At 43.4% G+C, this 17,370-nt stretch carries 21 protein-coding genes; 3 read left to right on the top strand and 18 right to left on the bottom strand.

Annotated elements, in window-relative coordinates; all coding sequences use genetic code 11:
* Positions 1-104 precede the first annotated feature (104 nt).
* The 14 genes from M3191_RS11900 to M3191_RS11835 all read right to left on the bottom strand — a co-directional run bounded on the left by M3191_RS11900 (position 105) and on the right by M3191_RS11835 (position 13,990).
* Entirely contained in the window at positions 105-1,793 is a 1,689-nt protein-coding gene (locus tag M3191_RS11900; RefSeq protein WP_251700600.1) for a methyl-accepting chemotaxis protein, read from the bottom strand.
* 127 nt (positions 1,794-1,920) lie between these two features.
* On the bottom strand, positions 1,921-2,604 hold the full coding sequence (locus M3191_RS11895) for a hypothetical protein (protein WP_251700599.1): 684 nt from the start codon (positions 2,602-2,604) through the stop codon (positions 1,921-1,923).
* Positions 2,601-3,713: a mandelate racemase/muconate lactonizing enzyme family protein gene (locus tag M3191_RS11890; protein WP_251700598.1), complete on the bottom strand. Its 1,113-nt coding sequence runs from the start codon at positions 3,711-3,713 to the stop codon at positions 2,601-2,603. Before M3191_RS11890 ends, M3191_RS11895 begins: the two co-directional genes overlap by 4 nt.
* Positions 3,714-3,871: 158 nt before the next feature.
* Positions 3,872-4,285: a VOC family protein gene (locus M3191_RS11885; RefSeq protein ID WP_251700597.1), complete on the bottom strand. Its 414-nt coding sequence runs from the start codon at positions 4,283-4,285 to the stop codon at positions 3,872-3,874.
* Between the two features lie 74 nt (positions 4,286-4,359).
* The gene (locus M3191_RS11880; protein ID WP_251700706.1) at positions 4,360-4,527 is read right to left on the bottom strand and encodes a hypothetical protein; all 168 of its coding nucleotides are present in this window, start codon (positions 4,525-4,527) and stop codon (positions 4,360-4,362) included.
* A complete protein-coding gene (locus M3191_RS11875) occupies positions 4,481-5,278 on the bottom strand; it encodes an ABC transporter ATP-binding protein (RefSeq protein ID WP_251700596.1) in 798 nt (265 codons plus the stop codon). The genes M3191_RS11880 and M3191_RS11875 overlap by 47 nt, the downstream gene beginning before the upstream one ends.
* Positions 5,279-5,333: 55 nt before the next feature.
* A complete protein-coding gene (locus M3191_RS11870; RefSeq protein ID WP_251700595.1) occupies positions 5,334-6,065 on the bottom strand; it encodes a hypothetical protein in 732 nt (243 codons plus the stop codon).
* Positions 6,066-6,119: 54 nt separating this feature from the next.
* Positions 6,120-7,274 (bottom strand): hypothetical protein, encoded by a 1,155-nt coding sequence (locus M3191_RS11865; protein WP_251700594.1) that lies wholly within the window; start codon positions 7,272-7,274, stop codon positions 6,120-6,122.
* 27 nt (positions 7,275-7,301) lie between these two features.
* Entirely contained in the window at positions 7,302-8,510 is a 1,209-nt protein-coding gene (locus M3191_RS11860) for a hypothetical protein (protein WP_251700593.1), read from the bottom strand.
* Between the two features lie 55 nt (positions 8,511-8,565).
* On the bottom strand, positions 8,566-9,462 hold the full coding sequence (locus M3191_RS11855) for an ATP-binding cassette domain-containing protein (RefSeq protein ID WP_251700592.1): 897 nt from the start codon (positions 9,460-9,462) through the stop codon (positions 8,566-8,568).
* Positions 9,463-9,648: 186 nt separating this feature from the next.
* Positions 9,649-11,691 carry a TRAP transporter permease gene (locus tag M3191_RS11850; RefSeq protein ID WP_251700591.1) on the bottom strand — a complete coding sequence of 681 codons (2,043 nt, stop codon included), beginning with the start codon at positions 11,689-11,691 and terminating at the stop codon, positions 9,649-9,651.
* The gene (locus tag M3191_RS11845; protein ID WP_251700590.1) at positions 11,684-12,205 is read right to left on the bottom strand and encodes a DUF1850 domain-containing protein; all 522 of its coding nucleotides are present in this window, start codon (positions 12,203-12,205) and stop codon (positions 11,684-11,686) included. Before M3191_RS11845 ends, M3191_RS11850 begins: the two co-directional genes overlap by 8 nt.
* A gap of 88 nt (positions 12,206-12,293) precedes the next feature.
* The gene (locus tag M3191_RS11840; RefSeq protein WP_251700589.1) at positions 12,294-13,274 is read right to left on the bottom strand and encodes a TAXI family TRAP transporter solute-binding subunit; all 981 of its coding nucleotides are present in this window, start codon (positions 13,272-13,274) and stop codon (positions 12,294-12,296) included.
* Between the two features lie 161 nt (positions 13,275-13,435).
* On the bottom strand, positions 13,436-13,990 hold the full coding sequence (locus tag M3191_RS11835) for a phosphatidylglycerophosphatase A family protein (RefSeq protein WP_251700588.1): 555 nt from the start codon (positions 13,988-13,990) through the stop codon (positions 13,436-13,438).
* A 179-nt stretch (positions 13,991-14,169) separates the two neighbouring features.
* Between M3191_RS11835 and M3191_RS11830 the strand changes: the two genes are divergently transcribed.
* The 3 genes from M3191_RS11830 (at position 14,170) to M3191_RS11820 (ending at position 15,931) form a co-directional block, all read left to right on the top strand.
* A complete protein-coding gene (locus tag M3191_RS11830; RefSeq protein ID WP_251700587.1) occupies positions 14,170-14,895 on the top strand; it encodes an alpha/beta hydrolase in 726 nt (241 codons plus the stop codon).
* A gap of 82 nt (positions 14,896-14,977) precedes the next feature.
* Complete coding sequence (locus M3191_RS11825; protein ID WP_251700586.1) at positions 14,978-15,493, top strand: YjcG family protein; 516 nt, start codon at positions 14,978-14,980, stop codon at positions 15,491-15,493.
* A gap of 3 nt (positions 15,494-15,496) precedes the next feature.
* Positions 15,497-15,931: a GNAT family N-acetyltransferase gene (locus M3191_RS11820; protein ID WP_251700585.1), complete on the top strand. Its 435-nt coding sequence runs from the start codon at positions 15,497-15,499 to the stop codon at positions 15,929-15,931.
* 98 nt (positions 15,932-16,029) lie between these two features.
* Here M3191_RS11820 and M3191_RS11815 read toward each other — a convergent pair whose 3' ends face one another.
* The 4 genes from M3191_RS11815 to spoVAE form a co-directional block, all read right to left on the bottom strand.
* Positions 16,030-16,335, bottom strand: a complete 306-nt coding sequence (locus tag M3191_RS11815; protein WP_251700584.1) for a hypothetical protein — start codon at positions 16,333-16,335, stop codon at positions 16,030-16,032.
* A gap of 183 nt (positions 16,336-16,518) precedes the next feature.
* Positions 16,519-16,767 carry a stage VI sporulation protein F gene (locus M3191_RS11810; protein ID WP_251625316.1) on the bottom strand — a complete coding sequence of 83 codons (249 nt, stop codon included), beginning with the start codon at positions 16,765-16,767 and terminating at the stop codon, positions 16,519-16,521.
* Positions 16,768-16,782: 15 nt separating this feature from the next.
* Positions 16,783-16,926 (bottom strand): YjcZ family sporulation protein, encoded by a 144-nt coding sequence (locus M3191_RS11805; RefSeq protein ID WP_251700583.1) that lies wholly within the window; start codon positions 16,924-16,926, stop codon positions 16,783-16,785.
* Between the two features lie 74 nt (positions 16,927-17,000).
* Complete coding sequence (gene spoVAE, locus M3191_RS11800) at positions 17,001-17,363, bottom strand: stage V sporulation protein AE (protein WP_251625320.1); 363 nt, start codon at positions 17,361-17,363, stop codon at positions 17,001-17,003.
* Between the last annotated feature and the right edge of the window lie 7 nt (positions 17,364-17,370).

Genomic DNA, 17,370 nt, shown 5'->3' with positions numbered 1-17,370 from the left:
TTGATTGTACCATTGCGGGATGTTTTAGGCAATATCGTTTATTCAGAATTCTTATAATGAGGTTAAAAAATCCCCACGCCTTTTGTTTGGCGTGGAGACTTTCATCAGACTGTAAAACGTCCCATATCGTTTTGTAGTTTTTCTGCTACTTCGGAAAGTGTTTGCGCGCTTGAAGCGATTTCTTGGTTGGAAGCCAATTGTTCTTCCGTCGATGCACTTGTCGATTGCGCTTCGGCTGCTGCTTGCATTGCAAGCTCTTGCACTTTTTTAGAGCTTTCCGTCACTTGCTCGCTCATCGTACGGATCTGTTCAATAGCGGCGGAAACTGTTCCGACTTTGCTGCTAACATCATTTGATGCCAATTCTATTTCATTGAATACTTCATTGGTCTTTTCAGTGATGCCCAATCCTTCTTTCACACGATCGGTGCCGGCTTCCGTGCTGTCAACAGCCAAAGTGACGTTTTGAATAATGGAATCGATCATTCGGCCGATTTCTGCCGCGGAAATCTTCGATTGTTCAGCAAGGTTCCGCACTTCATTCGCCACTACAGCAAAGCCTTTGCCCTGTTCTCCCGCGCGTGCAGCTTCAATCGCTGCATTCAATGCCAACAGATTCGTCTGCTCGGCAATACCCGTTATAAGCTCTGTCACATTTCGGATCTTTTCCGAACGGACCGCCAGATCAGTGATGATCTCCGAGGATTGCTGGATGGATGTTGATATGTTGGACATTTGATCGGTAACATCTTTCATGAGACTTGCACCTTCTCTTACAAGTCGGGAAACCTCAACAGAAGAGGCGAGCATCGCGGCATTGTCATTTGTAATTTGAGTGATGCCATTTGCCATTTCACCCATAGCACTCGCAGAATCATTGACAAGGTTCACTTGCATTTCGCTTGCTAGTAAATTCTTCTCTGCAATTTCAGCTACCATTTCAGAAGCAGCGAGACTTTCTTGTGAACTTGCCGTCATCTGTTCGGCTTGAGCCGCCAAATGGTATGATGAATCTCTAGTGTTCATAATGATAGTTCGTAGATCAGCCTTCATTTCGTTGAAAGCGGTCGCCATTTCCCCGATTTCATCCCGATTTTTAATCAGCAAAGGTTCTTCTGCAAAATTCCCTTGTGCCAGCAGCTTCAATGCCTCTGTCATTTTACCGACAGGTCGAGTAATGATGATGCTGATGAGATAAGAGATGATTATGCTCAGAATGGTTATGAGGCCAAGAACTCCTATAATGAAAATGCCGGTCGATTTCACCTTTTGTGCAATCTTATCTTCAGCCTCGAGCATCTTCTCGCGTTGGTAGTTGATCAATCTTTCCGCATTTATCATAAAAAGACTTTGATAAGGCTCCGCTCTTTCGGCCAAAACGAGCGCTTCCACATCTTTTCCTTGATTGAAAGCTGCAAGTGCTTCTTCAGAATAGACTCTGTATTGCTCTGATGCTTCTTTTAACTCCTCAAGCAAGGCTCTGCTCTTATCGGACTCAAAAGAGGAATCCATTTGCTTCAATTTTTCATCAACTGATTCTAGCAATTCGATGCGATTCTTCAAATACTTCGTTTCTTTATATAATAAATAGCCGCGCAGATCATTAGATAGCTCAGTTTGATTGGTTGATAGCTGTTCTAACAGGATTACTTTTTCCATCCGATCGTTAATAAATGACGTATACTCTTTACTAATGTCTGGAATCGTTAAATAATTCAAGGCTCCTGCAATAATCATTAAGAGTAATAAGGATAGGAAGCCTGTCCACAACTTTTTTCTTACTGAATATCTCATATTTATCCCCCTATATTCGTAACCCATCATCATTATAAACTACTATCCACACTCCGCAAAGGTGTAGGTTGATAGAATCCAAAAAACCGTATGAAACGGCTTTCCGCTTCGTACGGTTCACGTCTATTTATTCATTCTGTCGGAATTTCACTTTCCACGTTCCATCGACCTCTTCTAGGCCGACGCCTATCCATCCGTCTTTCAATAAGGATTGCTGCTTCAGAATATCTGACATCTCTGTCATGACAATGAGCGACCCTGGCTTTTTATTCTCACGCAGATCTTTCATTAACGTGTAGCGCAAAAGATTCCCATATTTCTTTTCCAATGAAATGATATGCATGCCTAACGAGAATTTGTCCTTTAGGCTTGCGATATTGAACGGAGCAACTGTTGCAAATACATAACGATGACGTTCCTTGTCCACATTCTCCATGAGTAGTTCGCCGAGAATCTGTTGTAAGCTGTTGCCCCTATACTCGGGGTCCACATTTGTCACTTCAGAATATAGAACAGAAGGTAATTCGGAATCAGGTAATCCTGCATCCTTCCCCAAATGGTGCTCGTCAATTTCCGGTTCAAGCATCGCCCTGAACGCGATGAGACGCTCATTGTGGAATACTCCGATCATTGATCCGTTGCCGTTTAGGATGACCAGGAATTCGTCTTCTGATAACGGTTGTAAAAAAGAAGTGACTTCCAAGGATGCAATTACTTTTTCCTGCAATACCATAATAGCTTCGAGGTCTTTGTGGACCAGGCTTCGAATTGTCACTTCTTGACCAGTTCTCAGTGTCAAATCTTTTTTCATTCGACCACCTTCTCCGAGAAGACAGTCAATTTAGTTATGACGGCTTCGTCCACATCTATACCAAGTCCCGCTTTTTCCGTCAGACGGATGAACGGAACGTCATAGTTCAGGTTTCCGATATCTTCGCTGAATTTCAATGGACCCGTCAATTCGACGCTTGTCATGATTTTTTTTGAGAAGGCAATGTGGAATCCTGCCGCGGAACCTACAGACGATTCGACCATCGAGCCGACTTGGCATTCGATTCCTGCCATTTCCGCCATATGGGCAAGCTTCATCGCCGGATAGATGCCGCCACATTTCATCAGCTTGATGTTAACTTTATCCGCAGCTCGCTTCGCGATGATTTCCCTCATTTCACGAATGCCGCGCAGCCCCTCGTCAATCATGACAGGCACGGATGTCTTCGATTTAATTTCTACCATTGCATCGATGTCATCCGCCTTCACAGGTTGCTCCAGCCAATCGAGTGAGCAATCTTCGAGCTTTCTCAACGCTTGCAATGTCGTCGAGCTGTTCACCCATCCTTGATTCACATCGATGCGGATGGCTATTGACTCCCCTACCCGTTCACGGACTGCCTGGATTCGTTTCACGTCTTCTGATACGTTCGTGCCGACTTTCATTTTCAATGAACGATAGCCTTCAGTAACGCGCTGTTCCGCTTCGTCCGCCATATGTGCAGGTGTGCCGATGCTGAGTACGTGAGTGATTGGAAATTCATCGTGGTATCTCCCGCCCAACAGATCATAGACCGGAACGCCCAATGCTTTTCCGACGGCATCATAGCAAGCGATGTCCATTGCGGCTTTCGCTGATGGCACTCCGTAAATTTCTGCGTCCATGGCCTCGTGGACCTTTTCCATTTGAGCTGGATTCATGCCGATCAACTTCGGCGCCAGTGTATTTTTCAGCACAGCATATGTACTTTCCCAACTTTCACCGGTGACGTGCTCGTCCGCCACCGCCTCCCCGTATCCGAAATGCCCCGTGTCCGTTGTCACTTTGACAATGATTGACGGCATATAATCGTATCTCGCGTAGCTGATGATGAATGGTTCATGTAATGGTAAATGGATCGCATATATTTCAATTTCTTTGATTTTCAAGTTATGTCGTCCTTTCGCAGTGGCACTTGTCTTTCATTATTGTAACATTGTCGGGATTACGGGGGAAGAATGGACCTTGGAGCGAGATGAATGGGTCCTTGTAAAAAAACAGAAAAACGGCGGGAATCCATCCCCCGCCGTTCCGCTTACTACATTATTCAGTCCTCTTGGCTGATCTGCCATTCGATGCCGAATCGGTCTTTCAATGAGCCGTAGCTTTTACTCCAGAACGTCTCCTGTAGATCCATCTTTACTGTTCCGCCTTGCTTCAACTTATCGAAAACACTCTTGATAAGGTCCATGTCCTTGTTTACGAAAGCGAGACTGACATTATTACCTTCGACAAAAGGAGAACCCGGAAATGTATCGGAGAACATGACTCTGTTACCGTCGATATTCAACCGAGCATGCATGACCAAATCCTTCGCTTCTTCAGGCAACTGATAATCAGGGCTTTGAGGAGCTTCGCCGAATGTCATGATTTGAGTGATTTCCGTATTGAAAACCTCTGCGTAAAATTCCACCGCTTGTCTGCAATTACCATTGAAATTAAGATATACCTCTACTGCCATTGCCACGACCCCTTTTCCACTATTCCTTCAATTCAGTTTACCATGTACAAGCTTTCTTGCAAACTGATAATGATTTAGAAAGGGAACAAAACAGGAATTGCAATCATCATGACAATGAGCATTATGAATTGCAATGGCACGCCGATTTTCACAAAATCCTTGAATTGGTAACCGCCAGCTGTCATGACGAGTGCATTACCGCACAACAGCACTTCTTTTGATCGAAAGATACGGCCTTCCATCCTCCCACCGGATTTTTACTGGTACATTATACGTTTCCGTCAGCAATTCATTGGTCATTACATCCTCTTTCTTCCCGGAAGCCACGATTCTTCCTTCTTTTAAAAGGAGTACATGTGTTAAGTCTTCCATCAATTCCTCGACATGGTGTGACACATAGACAAGATGGCAATCGTTTTTCGTCACTACTTCTAACGTATGTAAAAATTGCTCCCTTGATAAGATATCAAGACCGGAACAAGGTTCATCCATAATGAGCATTTTGGGTTTATTCATGAGCGCCCTGGCAATTAGAATCCGCCGTTTCTCACCTTCAGAAAGCAAGTTAATGGGTTTTCCTTTCAAGTGAAATAATCGAAAATCATGCAACAGCTCGTCCGCTCGTTCCCAATCAGCAGGAGATGGATGCTCATAAAGGCCGAAACTCGCAAATTTTCCACTAATAATGACTCGTTCGACAGTTTCATGCTGAAACATTTGAGCGAATCTCTCCAATGAACTGCTCACATAGCCAATCTCTTTTCGCAGTTCCGGTAAATTCGTTTCACCAAATCGGTTCCCAAGTACATGCACTTCTCCGTCAGTAGGAAATTGATGCGCGGATATGATATTGAGAAGTGATGTCTTTCCGGATCCATTCAACCCTAAAATTGCCCAGTGCTCATCCTTTTCAATCGTCCACTCGATATTTGTTAGTATCTCCTTATTGCCTCTTTTGAAGAAAACACGCTTCAAGTCAATTACGGTTTGCATCGTCAACCACTCCCTTTGGTCCTATTACTGAAAAACGGCGGATCATGTTAAATATTTATTCTTTCACCGGCTTAAAATTTACCAGCGAAATTCCGGTAACCCTAAGTTTTTGCCCCTCTGTCAACTTCACACGGCTTCTTGAGCCCGTGTCGTTGCCTCCAATCACTTCATAGAGGACAGGATCTTTTCCCTTTTCGTGAATTTCTAAATATCCCATTCCGTACTCACTGCCGAATATATAGTCACCAGATTCAATATCCAATCCGACGTCCCAAATGCCTGCGTTCAAATCGGTAGTCAGCTGTGTCTGTACCGGTATGAAACTGACGTGGTCATACCCGCCGTCCGCAAAAACAGTGTACGTACTTTCAATATCGACCGTTAGACTGCCGACTCCTCCTGAATGTCCTACAATTTCGCGGATGACAAGATCATCGTCGTCATCATAAATGAAAATGTTTCCGGCAGGGTAACCTGAAATCGCATATCTCCCTGGCTGAAGCGTGACTTTGATTCCGTCTTGCGTAAAGACTTCTCTGTCAACCTGTTCAGCGGTTTTATTGCTCCGATCCACTGTCTTGAAAATTGCGGGGTTCACCTTCCCAATCAGGTCATCCTTTTCAGGACCGACAATTTCGAAATTCTTCTCATAAGGGCCGAGCTTATCAGACTCCGATTTTTGTAAAGGATGACAGCCTGACAGTAGCAGCAGGCATGATGTGATTAAAATAGATGACCCCATTTTGCCGCCGGTCCATTCAAACCATTTCTGCAAAGTGTTTTTCATAATACTCCACCGTTCCTTATTTTCTCCAGTTAAGCCCCATACACCTCTAGCGTATCAGTTTGGTTTTAAAGCGACTTCCCCTCTTCGGATGTATAGCAGCTTATTCCGTCCGTATAGAACAGCTGCAGCTAATAGATTAAGTCCAACTAACCAACTATACGAATGTTTGAAGTCCAACTTATCATTACCGAATTCCATAGCCGCGGTTCCATTCAATACGGAGCTGATATCAAGAAATTTCAATGGATAGAGCCAATTAAATTTCAAGCCTGCAACACTTATGAGGTCAGGCAGCAGTAAAATGACAATCATCGACAAAATTGTCGCGTATAAATTCTTCGTCACGACATTAATGAGAACAAATACAAGTAAAAGGAACAACGCAATCAACGCAAATGCGATGAACATGTAAGTTACGTACCTGAATGTCGACACAGCGACAAAATCCATTTCTCGATAAATAAGAACGGGCGTCATGAAATTTCCCCACTCTGTTTTTTGAGCAACATAATAGCCTCCGATGAGTACGCCAAGTACAAGGAACAGCTGTACTTGTACCAAATGGATAGCTACCTTGCCGCTTACCTTTTGCATAAATGATATCGGGAAACCGCCTACAACGGATCGATGTTGCTGGTCATTTAGCAACATACTGCTTCCGATGATTAAAACAAATAGACAAAATAGCAGCCCGCTGATCATGTTCAACGCAATCGGCAAGTAATTGCTTGCTACGAAGGGATTTGGAACAAGTGGCAATTTATGAATTTTGTAATAGCGTAATATCGCTAGTTCTTTTTGAATGACATCTTTTGGTATGACATAGTTAGGATGGATTCCTTTATTCCCCAACTCGTGTAATTCAAGACGTAATTCGTTCAACTTGAGGCCGTCTTCAATATACTTGTCATAATCGTCTTTTTTCCACAAATAAAACCTTTGCATATTGATCATTGAAGATTGTTGGGTCAAATTATAATAAATTGCTTCCCCCTCAACCGTTTCCCTCAGTTCTTCAGGAAACGCATTGAACACTGTATGAAAATGCTGCGCTTCCTCGTTTTTTAGCTTTTGCATGTCTTTGATGTCTATTTGGCTGTATTGGGAATAGTACAAAGGGAAAAACAGGATAAGGCCAATTCCAAGCAACCAATTTTTTCGATTATGGAGCAATAGTTTTGATTCAAATAATAAATACTTCCAAAACATAATTATGTCCTTCCTCGTTACTTATTTTTATGCAAAATAGAAACGTCGTTTGTTAATGATCTTTGAAAGAATGAAAAGCACGAGTTCAATCACGGCAATCGTGATGAGCAACACGAAAATACCTTTCATATAGGTAATCGTCTCTGTGTTCAATAGAAAGTTCTTATCTCCGGTTACAATTTTCCCGTAATCGAAATACGTTTGAGGAAAGAAGCTAATGTCTTTTCCGAATATCTCCCTTGTCGTCCTAGAAACGAAAAGGCGGTCCGAGAAGAGAAGTAAACTGCTGACTAGCAGAACGAGCCATTCATTTTTAAACAGAAGACCCAAAATGGCGTTCAAACGTATAAAGAGGAAGATTACTAGTGGAACGACTATCAATGTTCTCCCTAAAAAGACAGCAATTGAAATGACATCATAATCCTCAATTGTAAAGGTCTGTTGTGCAATCATGATCGGCACATGTAAATTAAGATAGCCAAAACCGAATTGCATGCTCATGACGACAACCCCTACAACAAGAATTCCGCTACTAATGAGCAACGAATAGAAGAAAGCCGAAAGTGATTTTAAGTTCAATTGGCGATACCAGGATAATGGGATTCCTTGCAGAACTGACCGATTTTTGCGATCCCTCGATAACATATCACTACTGAAAAAGATTGCACAAAACAAGAGGAATAGGATGCCATTTGTTTGCAGGAATTTTTGCAGTGCTTGCAACCCGGTCTTTTCATACATCAAACCATATGTAATTGGATAATCATTCGTTAAATAATCCTCAAATCGCATCATCGTTTGCTTATATAAATGGGAGCGATCCTTTCCTGGATAAGGGGATAGCGCGAAAAGTTTTTCATCTGATGTATATTCATATTCATTCCCTAGTAGTGAAAAGTTTCGTAAATAAAGAAATCGATGATAGTTCTTGTCCTCATACGCCGTCAGCAAAGCTTGATTCAGTTTATAATAATATGCGTTCATGGAATAGACAGGCATACCTGTAAAGTGGACAATGCCGGTATTGCCCTTCTCTTCCCTAAATTTCTGCTCAACTTTGAGATCCGTTAAATAATTCCTAACCTCTTCAGGAGTAAACGATTCTTTTGTTTCTTCGTTCGGCAGCAGAATTAGACAATAACTCAGCAGCAATACACCGATGAATACTATGAATGGAATGTTGCGCCGGCTTCTTGCTGTAATCAGAAATTCGTGCTTCAAATAATTTCGATTCATCAAAGCTTCCCCTTTTGGTCGTAAAGTATTGATTTTTCATTTATTCACCATAACATTAGGCATTCTTCGAATAGTACTTATCATAGTATTCCACCGTCCCCAATGGACCGACCGTCAATTCTTTTTCGTTATAGTCAAGCATTCGTTCTATCCACTTTGTCTGTTCGGAATCGCTCATTCCATTTAGAGGAATGCATAGTAAATGTTTCGCTATATACATATAGCCTTGTGGAAGCATCACTTTTCCTTTCAGCGCCTCGTATTGTTCTGGTGCTATCTCTATTTTAAGAAAAACATCATTTTCACCGGTAAATCGATGTTCATGTACAAACTTTCCATCTTTCAAAAAAAGGACTCGATCCGCATATAGATCCAGGTTGGAGAGCAAGTGAGAAGCAACAAAAATGAGCTTATCCTTCTTCATTTCCATTAAACATTCGGAAAGCAAAGCGACATTATCCACATCAAGTCCATTCATCACTTCGTCCATTAGCATGACGGGTGTATCTGCGGCCACCATCATTGCAAAGCACAGACGCTGCCGCATCCCTAATGAATATGTACGGACCTTCCTTTTCACATAATTGCCCATATGGAGACGCTCGATGACTTCGGTTACATGCTTTGCCGTTCCCTTCCACATATTTGCATATAGTTTCAAGTGATCCACTCCGGATAATTCCTCGAAGAGATCTTTTTGCTCAGGGAACGTACACAACTGCTTATGGATCAACAGCTCTTCTCTTTCATTTCGGTATGCATATTTACCGTCAAATAAAACATGACCCGAGTCGGGTTTTACAAAGTTCGCCATGACGTTGAACATTGTCGATTTCCCAGTACCGTTTGGAGCCGCCACACCGATGATTTCTCCTATATTCGCTGTTAAATCCAGATTATCGAGAACAGCTTTGTCATTATATGTAATTGAAACATTTGATAATTTCAGCATCTATTCTTCCGCCTTTCAGATTCTTTTAAAAGCAGGATAATACTTTTACCATTTTTTGTTGTTCTCTTCTACTATAGACATATTATTTTAATATTTCAATAGTATTCATCCTTCAAATAAATCAATTTCCCCAAAATCAAAAAGGCTGTCGCATTTGTCTAGTTGACAACTGCGACAGCCTTTTAATTATGAAGCGACTGCTGTTTTACTTTTCGGTTTGTTATCTTTCGTCTTCCATTGGATGGCCACTTGGATGGCGAATAGGACTAGCCCGATGATATCCGTAATCGTTTCAGGATAAATCAATAATAAGCCTGTTACGACAGCAAGGATGCGTTCAATCCAATTGCATTTCCGGTACCAATAGCCGATCATCCCCGCTCCGATCGCAATCATGCCGACGATGGCGGAGAAGGTGACCCATAAGATTTCAAATAGACTGGAATCGATCATGAGCATGGCCGGATTGAAGACGAACATATACGGGATGATGAATGCCGCGATGGCAAGCTTTGCCGAGACGACACCTGTTTTGATCGGATCCCCGCCGGATATGCCTGATGCGGCAAATGCCGCAAGGGCAACAGGCGGCGTAATATCCGCGATGATTCCGAAATAGAATACGAACAAGTGAGCAGAGATCGCGACAACAACCGGAACAGTAGTACCTGCCCCCATTTCACCGCCCATAAGCAATAGAATGATAGCCGGAGCAGCAATTGTCGAAGTGATGACATAGTTCGCCGTTGTCGGTGAACCCATTCCTAATACTAGCGCTGCGAACATCGTGAAGATAAGCGTTAATAGGATGTTCCCGCCTGCAGCGGAAACGAGACCGTTTGCAAGGCTAAGCCCCAATCCAGTTTTCACGACGACGCCGACGATGATACCTGCACAAGCTGTCGCAGCAGCAACTGCCAATGCAGTACGAGCCCCGTCAACAAGCGCCATGATTATGTCTTTGAATCCTAGTCTCGTAGATTTATCAAAAAAGCTGACAACTAACGTCAGGACAATCCCCAATAATGCAGCCTTCATTGTCGGAATCCCCAACAGTAGGAATAGGATGATCCCTAAAATCGGCAAGAGAAGGTAGATCTTTTTAAGAGTAGCCTTTCGATCTGGCATCTGGTCAGGCGACATGCCTTCCAGACCGACACGCTTCGCCTCGAAATGGGTCATGATCCAAATTCCTGTGAAATAAAGCAAAGCCGGAATTGCAGCCGCTTTGGCAATTTCCCAGTACGTGATGCCACCAATGAATTCAACCATCAGGAAAGCCGCAGCTCCCATGATCGGTGGCATGATTTGCCCGCCTGTAGAGGCAGCAGCTTCAACGCCGCCGGCAAATTCCTTACGGTAGCCGAGCTTTTTCATCATCGGAATCGTGTAGGATCCTGACCCGACAACGTTTGCTACGGAGCTACCGGAAATCGTCCCTTGCAACGCACTTGAGAAAATCGCAACCTTAGCGGGTCCACCTGTCAAGCGGCCTGCGAGGACGACAGCCAAGTCATTAAAGTAGTTCCCGACACCGGTCTTCACGAGGAATGCACCGAATAACAGGAAGACGAAAATGAACGTTGCAGATACACTGATCGGCGTTCCTAAAATTCCGTCAGTCGTGTAAAACATAAGCTGTACAATGCTTTTCAAGTCTTGACCGCGATGGGCAAGGAAGCCCGGGAAATATCTGCCGTAAAAAGCATAGATCAAGAAAACAGTCGAAATGATCGTAATCGGCAAGCCGACAGCACGTCTCGCTGCCTCCAATGTCAACAGAATCGCGATGACTCCGATGATAAGATCTATGTCTGATACCCTTCCAACACGGAAGACTAGATCACCATAGAATAGCGGCCAGTATAAACCGACAGCAATGGCAAGCAATGATAGAATGACATCATAGAAAGGCACTTTATCCCTCTTGACGCCAGGTTTTTTAATTGCCGGGAATAACAGGAATATTAACGAGAGAGCGAATCCTAAGTGAATGGAACGCTGAATATACGCAGTGAACGGCGTGCCGATCGATGTGTAAAGTTGGAATAAAGAGAATGAAAGCAATCCTGCAAAGACGAGGATTTTGAAAATCCCTTTCACATTCCGTGTATTCGATTCGGGATCGTACTTCTGAAGGATTTCTAGTTGCTGTTCTTCTGTAAGCATTTCATTGTTATCAAGTTGGGACTCTTGCTGAGCTTCTTCCCGATTCTTATTTTTAGCCATTCAAATTTACTCCTTTCAACAATTGGTAGAATGATTGGCGCTGCACACGAAATGTGTACGATTTTCCTCTAGTCAAATAGCTTTTCAAGTTCACTTCATGCCCTTTATACCGGAAAGCTAAATCTGCATTGACATCCCCGACAAAGAGGACAAATGATTGAATAATATTGTCATCATAAGTAAGCGTATACATTCCATCCTTGACTGACAATGACTCTCCTTCTTCGGCATACCCTGGCAAGCCGATCCCGACATCCTCGTATTGCATAGACAATGATTGGATAGCGTGCTGATCAGTGACCCGGTAGGACTCAATGACATCAGTCAGAAAAATGGAGTGTACATATCGAATTTGAAACTCCCGGTCATCCCCCATCTTGAGATAATAGGTTTGCGGATGATCAGTACGATATTCAGTGAAGGTGAACACCTTATGTATCGGCAGGAATAGAGAGACGAAGGCGACCAATAATGCACATAGCAGAATGGGGAGAATCACTTTCTTCCTATTCATCCTTTTCTCCCTTTCCGGTAGCAATGAAGAATGGGACGGCTGAAGCATAAAGCTTCACCGCCCCGTTCTACTATTGATTTGTATTCAATTATTTCTTTTCGTCAAAGTATTTTTGAGCGCCTGGGTGAACAGGGATCCCGATACCGTCAAGACCTGTTTCCGCTTTGATCAATGCACCTTTTGGATGCGTAAGCTTTGATGCATTGTCGTAGATCGCTTTTGTGATTTCGTAAGCAAGATCTTCAGGCACGTCGTTTTGGATGATCAACATTGCCCCGACAGATACAGTCGGCGTATCTTCTTTAATTCCATAAGTTCCAGCAGGAATGACTTCTTTTGCATAGTATTGGTATTTAGAGATCAATTCGTCAGCTTTTTCGTCAGTGACAGGTACGATGTACACTTGAGCGGAAGCGTTCAATGCTTCAACCGCACCAGTCGGCGTACCAGCAGTGATGAATGCAGCATCGATTTGCCCAGCTTGCAAACTCTCTTGGGATTCTCCGAAATCCAAGTCTTGCGGCTGGATATCTTTCATTGACAATCCGTGGATTTCAAGAAGCTGCTCTGCGTTCGCATACGTACCGGAACCAGGTGCTCCAACTGAAACCTTTTTACCTTTTAGGTCTTCGAATGATTTAATGCCGTTTTTTTCCAACGTTACCAATTGAACAGTTTCAGGATAAAGAGCACCGATTGCTGAAACGTTGTCGATGACTTCTCCATCAAACATCATTTCACCTTTTGATGCATAGTAAGCGATATCCGTTTGTACGAAAGCGATTTCAGCGCCGCCGTCTTTCAATGCTGTCATATTCGCTGCAGATGCCTGCGAAACTTCAGCTGTCGTTTTAACGCCAGTTTCCTGAGAGATGATATCTGCAAGTGCTCCGCCAAGTGCGTAATATGTACCTTGCGTACCACCTGTCAAAACGCTTAGGTAATCATAATCTTCTTTTGTTTTGCCAGAATCGGACCCCTTGCTGGAATCACCCGAGTTACACGCCGAAAGGACAAGCAGTGCAATCATCGAAATGAATGCAAGTATACGGAATCTCTTTTTATTCATAGTTTCATTCTCCCCTTTTGTCTAATAGTTTTGCAACTTAACACCTATTCTACCACGACTGGTCATTCGCTTGTCAATCCTTCTTAAAAATTTTCAGTAACTTGCAAGCGATTTCATTACAAAAAAAGAAAGTGGAATACGTTCATATTCCACTAAAAAAATCATTTATCATATTTCGGGTGTCCATCCAAATAAGTCATGCCTGCTTCATCCAAATCCCTTTTCCGATGAGCAAGACGTGAAGCGGCACATGACGCGACGCTGGCGACAAGATCATCGAGAAAAGTATGGACTCCATTTCCTTTTTTCGTATCCAGCTCATTAATGATGCCAATTTTATTTTTATCAAGATGACCGAATGTCGTAACGGCTATGGACCCGTAAGTGAATACAGCCCCTAACGCGATTGTTTCATCTACACCAAACAGTCCTTCGTCAGATGTGACAATTTGTTGGAGCGGCGCTGATAGCTTCCCTTGTTCAGCAAGCTCATCCAATTCGATTCCAACGAGGATCGCATGCTGAAGTTCCCTCTTCCGCAACACTCTTTCGACTGAATCTACACATTCGGCTAGGTCCAGCCCTTCATTATAAGGGACTTGCATTTCGTAAACGATTTTAGCGATGTCCTCCAATGTGACGCCTCTTCGGACTAATGCCTCTTTTGTAGCTTTTGTTACGACATCGGAATGGACAATATTTTTCCCAGTGAACATTTATCACTACCTCCTCATTCTATCCCTCTCCCGTCACGTATAATATGATGGCGGCCTTTAGGATGTTTATTTAATCGTGCTGCTGTTCCTTTACACATGTAAGGTCTATTCAAGCATTATACCTGTACATTCGCTTATGTTACAATCTTCTTACATCATACAACTGGGAGGACTTGCGGATGGAATACGGAAAAATTGAAGAAATTACATTTTACAGCAAGGCGCTAGATGAGGATATGCAACTTCTTATCCACCTGCCACATCAGTATTCACCACTATACAAATATTCAGTTCTGATCGCTTCCGATGGGAAGGATTATTTTCAATACGGAAGGATCGGCCGGGTAGTGGACGAATTAGTTTACGAGGGCGACATCAATAATATGATAGTCATCGGCATACCGTATAAGAGTGTTGAGGAACGCAGAAGAATGTATCATCCGGAAGGCGACCGGCATGAGGATTATATCCGTTTCCTAGCGCATGAGCTAGTTCCTTACATCGATGAGAATTACCCTACTTACCAAGTCGGCGCCGGCAGGGGGTTAATCGGAGATTCGTTGGCGGCGACGATTTCGCTATTGACCGCTTTGAAATATCCAAACTGCTTTGGCAAGGTGATTCTTCATTCTCCTTATGTCGATGAGTATGTGATGGAGAAGGTTGAAGCCTTGAAAGATCCTTCCTCTTTTTCAATTTACCATGTCATCGGCAAAGAGGAAACTGAAGTAAAAACGACTCAGGATGGCACACAGGATTTCCTCACACCGAATAGAGAATTGAATAAGTTGATCAACAGAAGAGGGTTTTCATACTTCTATGAAGAATTTGACGGGAACCATACATGGAAGTATTGGCAACAGGACGTTCGAAGGGCTATTAAGGAATCCTTTCAATATGATTAATGCCAAACAGTACAAAGAGTGGATGATTCTGCTATAATTATTTTAAGTTGTATATAAACTTTTTATGAGGAGGTCTTTTATTATGAAATATGGCGTTGTAGCTTTCCCTTCAAAGAAACTCCAAGATTTGGCAAATGGGTACAGGAAACGTTATGATCCACATTATGCGCTTATCACGCCTCACATGACCGTCAAAGGTGTATTTGAAGCAGACGATAAGGAAATCGAGCAAGTTGCGGAAGCCATCCATAAGGTTGTCCGCAAACATAAACCTTTCGAGTTGAAAGTGGAAAAGGTGAGCACGTTTGCACCTATCACTAATACGATTTTCTTCAAGGTGACACCGAATGACGAAATTCTATCACTCCATAAAGATTTGAATGAAGATTTTTTCGGTGAAAAACCTGAATATTCATTCGTCCCGCATATTACAATCGCCCAAAAACTAGGTTCAGGTGAGCATGACGATATTATCGGTCAAATTAAGATGTTCGGCGTCGATCATACCGAAATCATCGATCGCATCCACCTTCTCTATCAACTTGAGGACGGATCGTGGACAGTTTATGAAACCTTCCGCCTCGGCGAGGAAATCTGAAGATTGATTGAAGTGAAGATTGCCAGTTCCGAGCAAGAACGGGCAGATGCGTATGATGTGCGAAAAAAAGTCTTTGTGGAAGAACAAGGGGTACCATTGAGTCTTGAAATCGATGAGTTCGATAATACCGCCTCCCATTTCATCGTCTATGATGAACGGCAGCCGATCGGAGCAGGGCGCATCCGTGAAATCGGTCCCGGAATCGGTAAAGTCGAGCGGGTATGTGTGCTAAAAGAAATGCGCGGTAAGCATCTCGGGAATTTGATTATGCATAAACTTGAGAATTATGCCAAGTCCGCCGAAATGACGAAAATCATTTTGAACGCGCAATCCTATGCCGTGCCTTTCTATGAAAAACTCGGGTATACGGTCACGTCACCCGAGTTCATGGATGCGGATATTCCGCACCGGGCAATGGAAAAGGAAATCACTACTTAACAGGTAAGGAAGTCAATTGAAAAAGAGCAGATCCGCAAACCGGTTGCCGGTTGCAGGTCTGCTCTTTTTTCGGATCGCCAATTCATTGCTTCATCCAATTACGCATATTCGTTCACTGCGAGTCCTTTACCTACGAGATGCGCAATTTCAGGCGATAGGTTGGCAGGATTCGGATAGATGAACCCCTTCAAGTATGGAGGGCGGGATTTGGTGATTACCGGCTCCCCTTCCTCCATGATCCGCTCCTGCTCCTGCCGGAGTGAATCATCGAATTTATCCATCAAGTCCGGATCCATGTTCACTTTTTCCACCCGATCGACATACGCAAAATTGTTGCGCGCTGCATTCATCCGATTTGCGTATATTTCGGCTTGCAACGGTTGGACTGGTAGGATATAGCCCATTTTCCCACACCCCTATACATTATATTCTCACTTACCCTTTTACCTTCTTCATAGCTTATGAAACATGTTTATCAACAATTCCCGGAGAAATGATTAATTTCTACCATTTTCCCCGAGGTTTCATAGGTTAAACGTATTTCTTTCGCTAGGACAAATGGATAAGGAGATACATGTAGGTTGGAGTCACCCCATCATACGCTGGATATCACTCAAGTTAACGGAATTTCCATTTTTGACGATTGATTTCACTAGTTCATCTTCCATATGCGGCGGGACTTCCTTATTTGCAAGACGCCCGACCTTTCTTACAATTTTCCGCACTTGCCGTTCATCACTGAAATCGGCATATTGGATTGCATTTGCCAATGCAAATACTTCTTCCATTGGAACGCCGGTCTTTGATTCTATCTTTTTGAAAAACGAATCATTCATCCTCTAACCTCCCCCTCAGCAAAAGCTGCTGCCAACAATGATAAGCAAGATGAAGAGAACAACAATCAGAACGAATGTGGAACCGCCATATGATCCTCTTCCATATCCGCCGCCATATCCTCCTACGTTGCCGCAACCAGAATAGCATCCACCGAACATAAAAATCCCTCCTTCCCTTCCGTCTATCCTATGCAGATAGCGGAGAGAAGAAGGGGGCGTTTGCACAGTTTTTTTCAAACGGATCCTTTTGGTTTGAAAATAAACGAAGCGATGAAGCCAAATAGGATAGCGGCACTGATTCCCGAACTCGTCACTTCAAACATTCCCGTCAAAACACCGATAAGGCCATGCTTTTCAGCCTCGGCCAACGCTCCGTGGGTAAGTGCGTTGCCGAATGATGTGATGGGAATTGTGGCGCCGGTGCCCGCAAAGTCGATCAACGGTTCATATAGCCCCAATCCGTCCAGCACAGAACCCGTTACGACGAGAATGCAAAGCGTATGTGCGGGAGTCAGCTTCGCCACATCAAACAACAATTGGCCAATGACACAAATGAGCCCGCCGACAATAAAGGAAGTAATGTAAATCGAAAACAATCAGACC

The organism is Sporosarcina luteola, assembly GCF_023715535.1.
GTDB classification, from domain to species: domain Bacteria; phylum Bacillota; class Bacilli; order Bacillales_A; family Planococcaceae; genus Sporosarcina; species Sporosarcina luteola_B.
The sequence above is the reverse complement of the archived record's forward strand: the minus strand, read 5'-3'. Positions and strand labels throughout refer to the sequence as shown.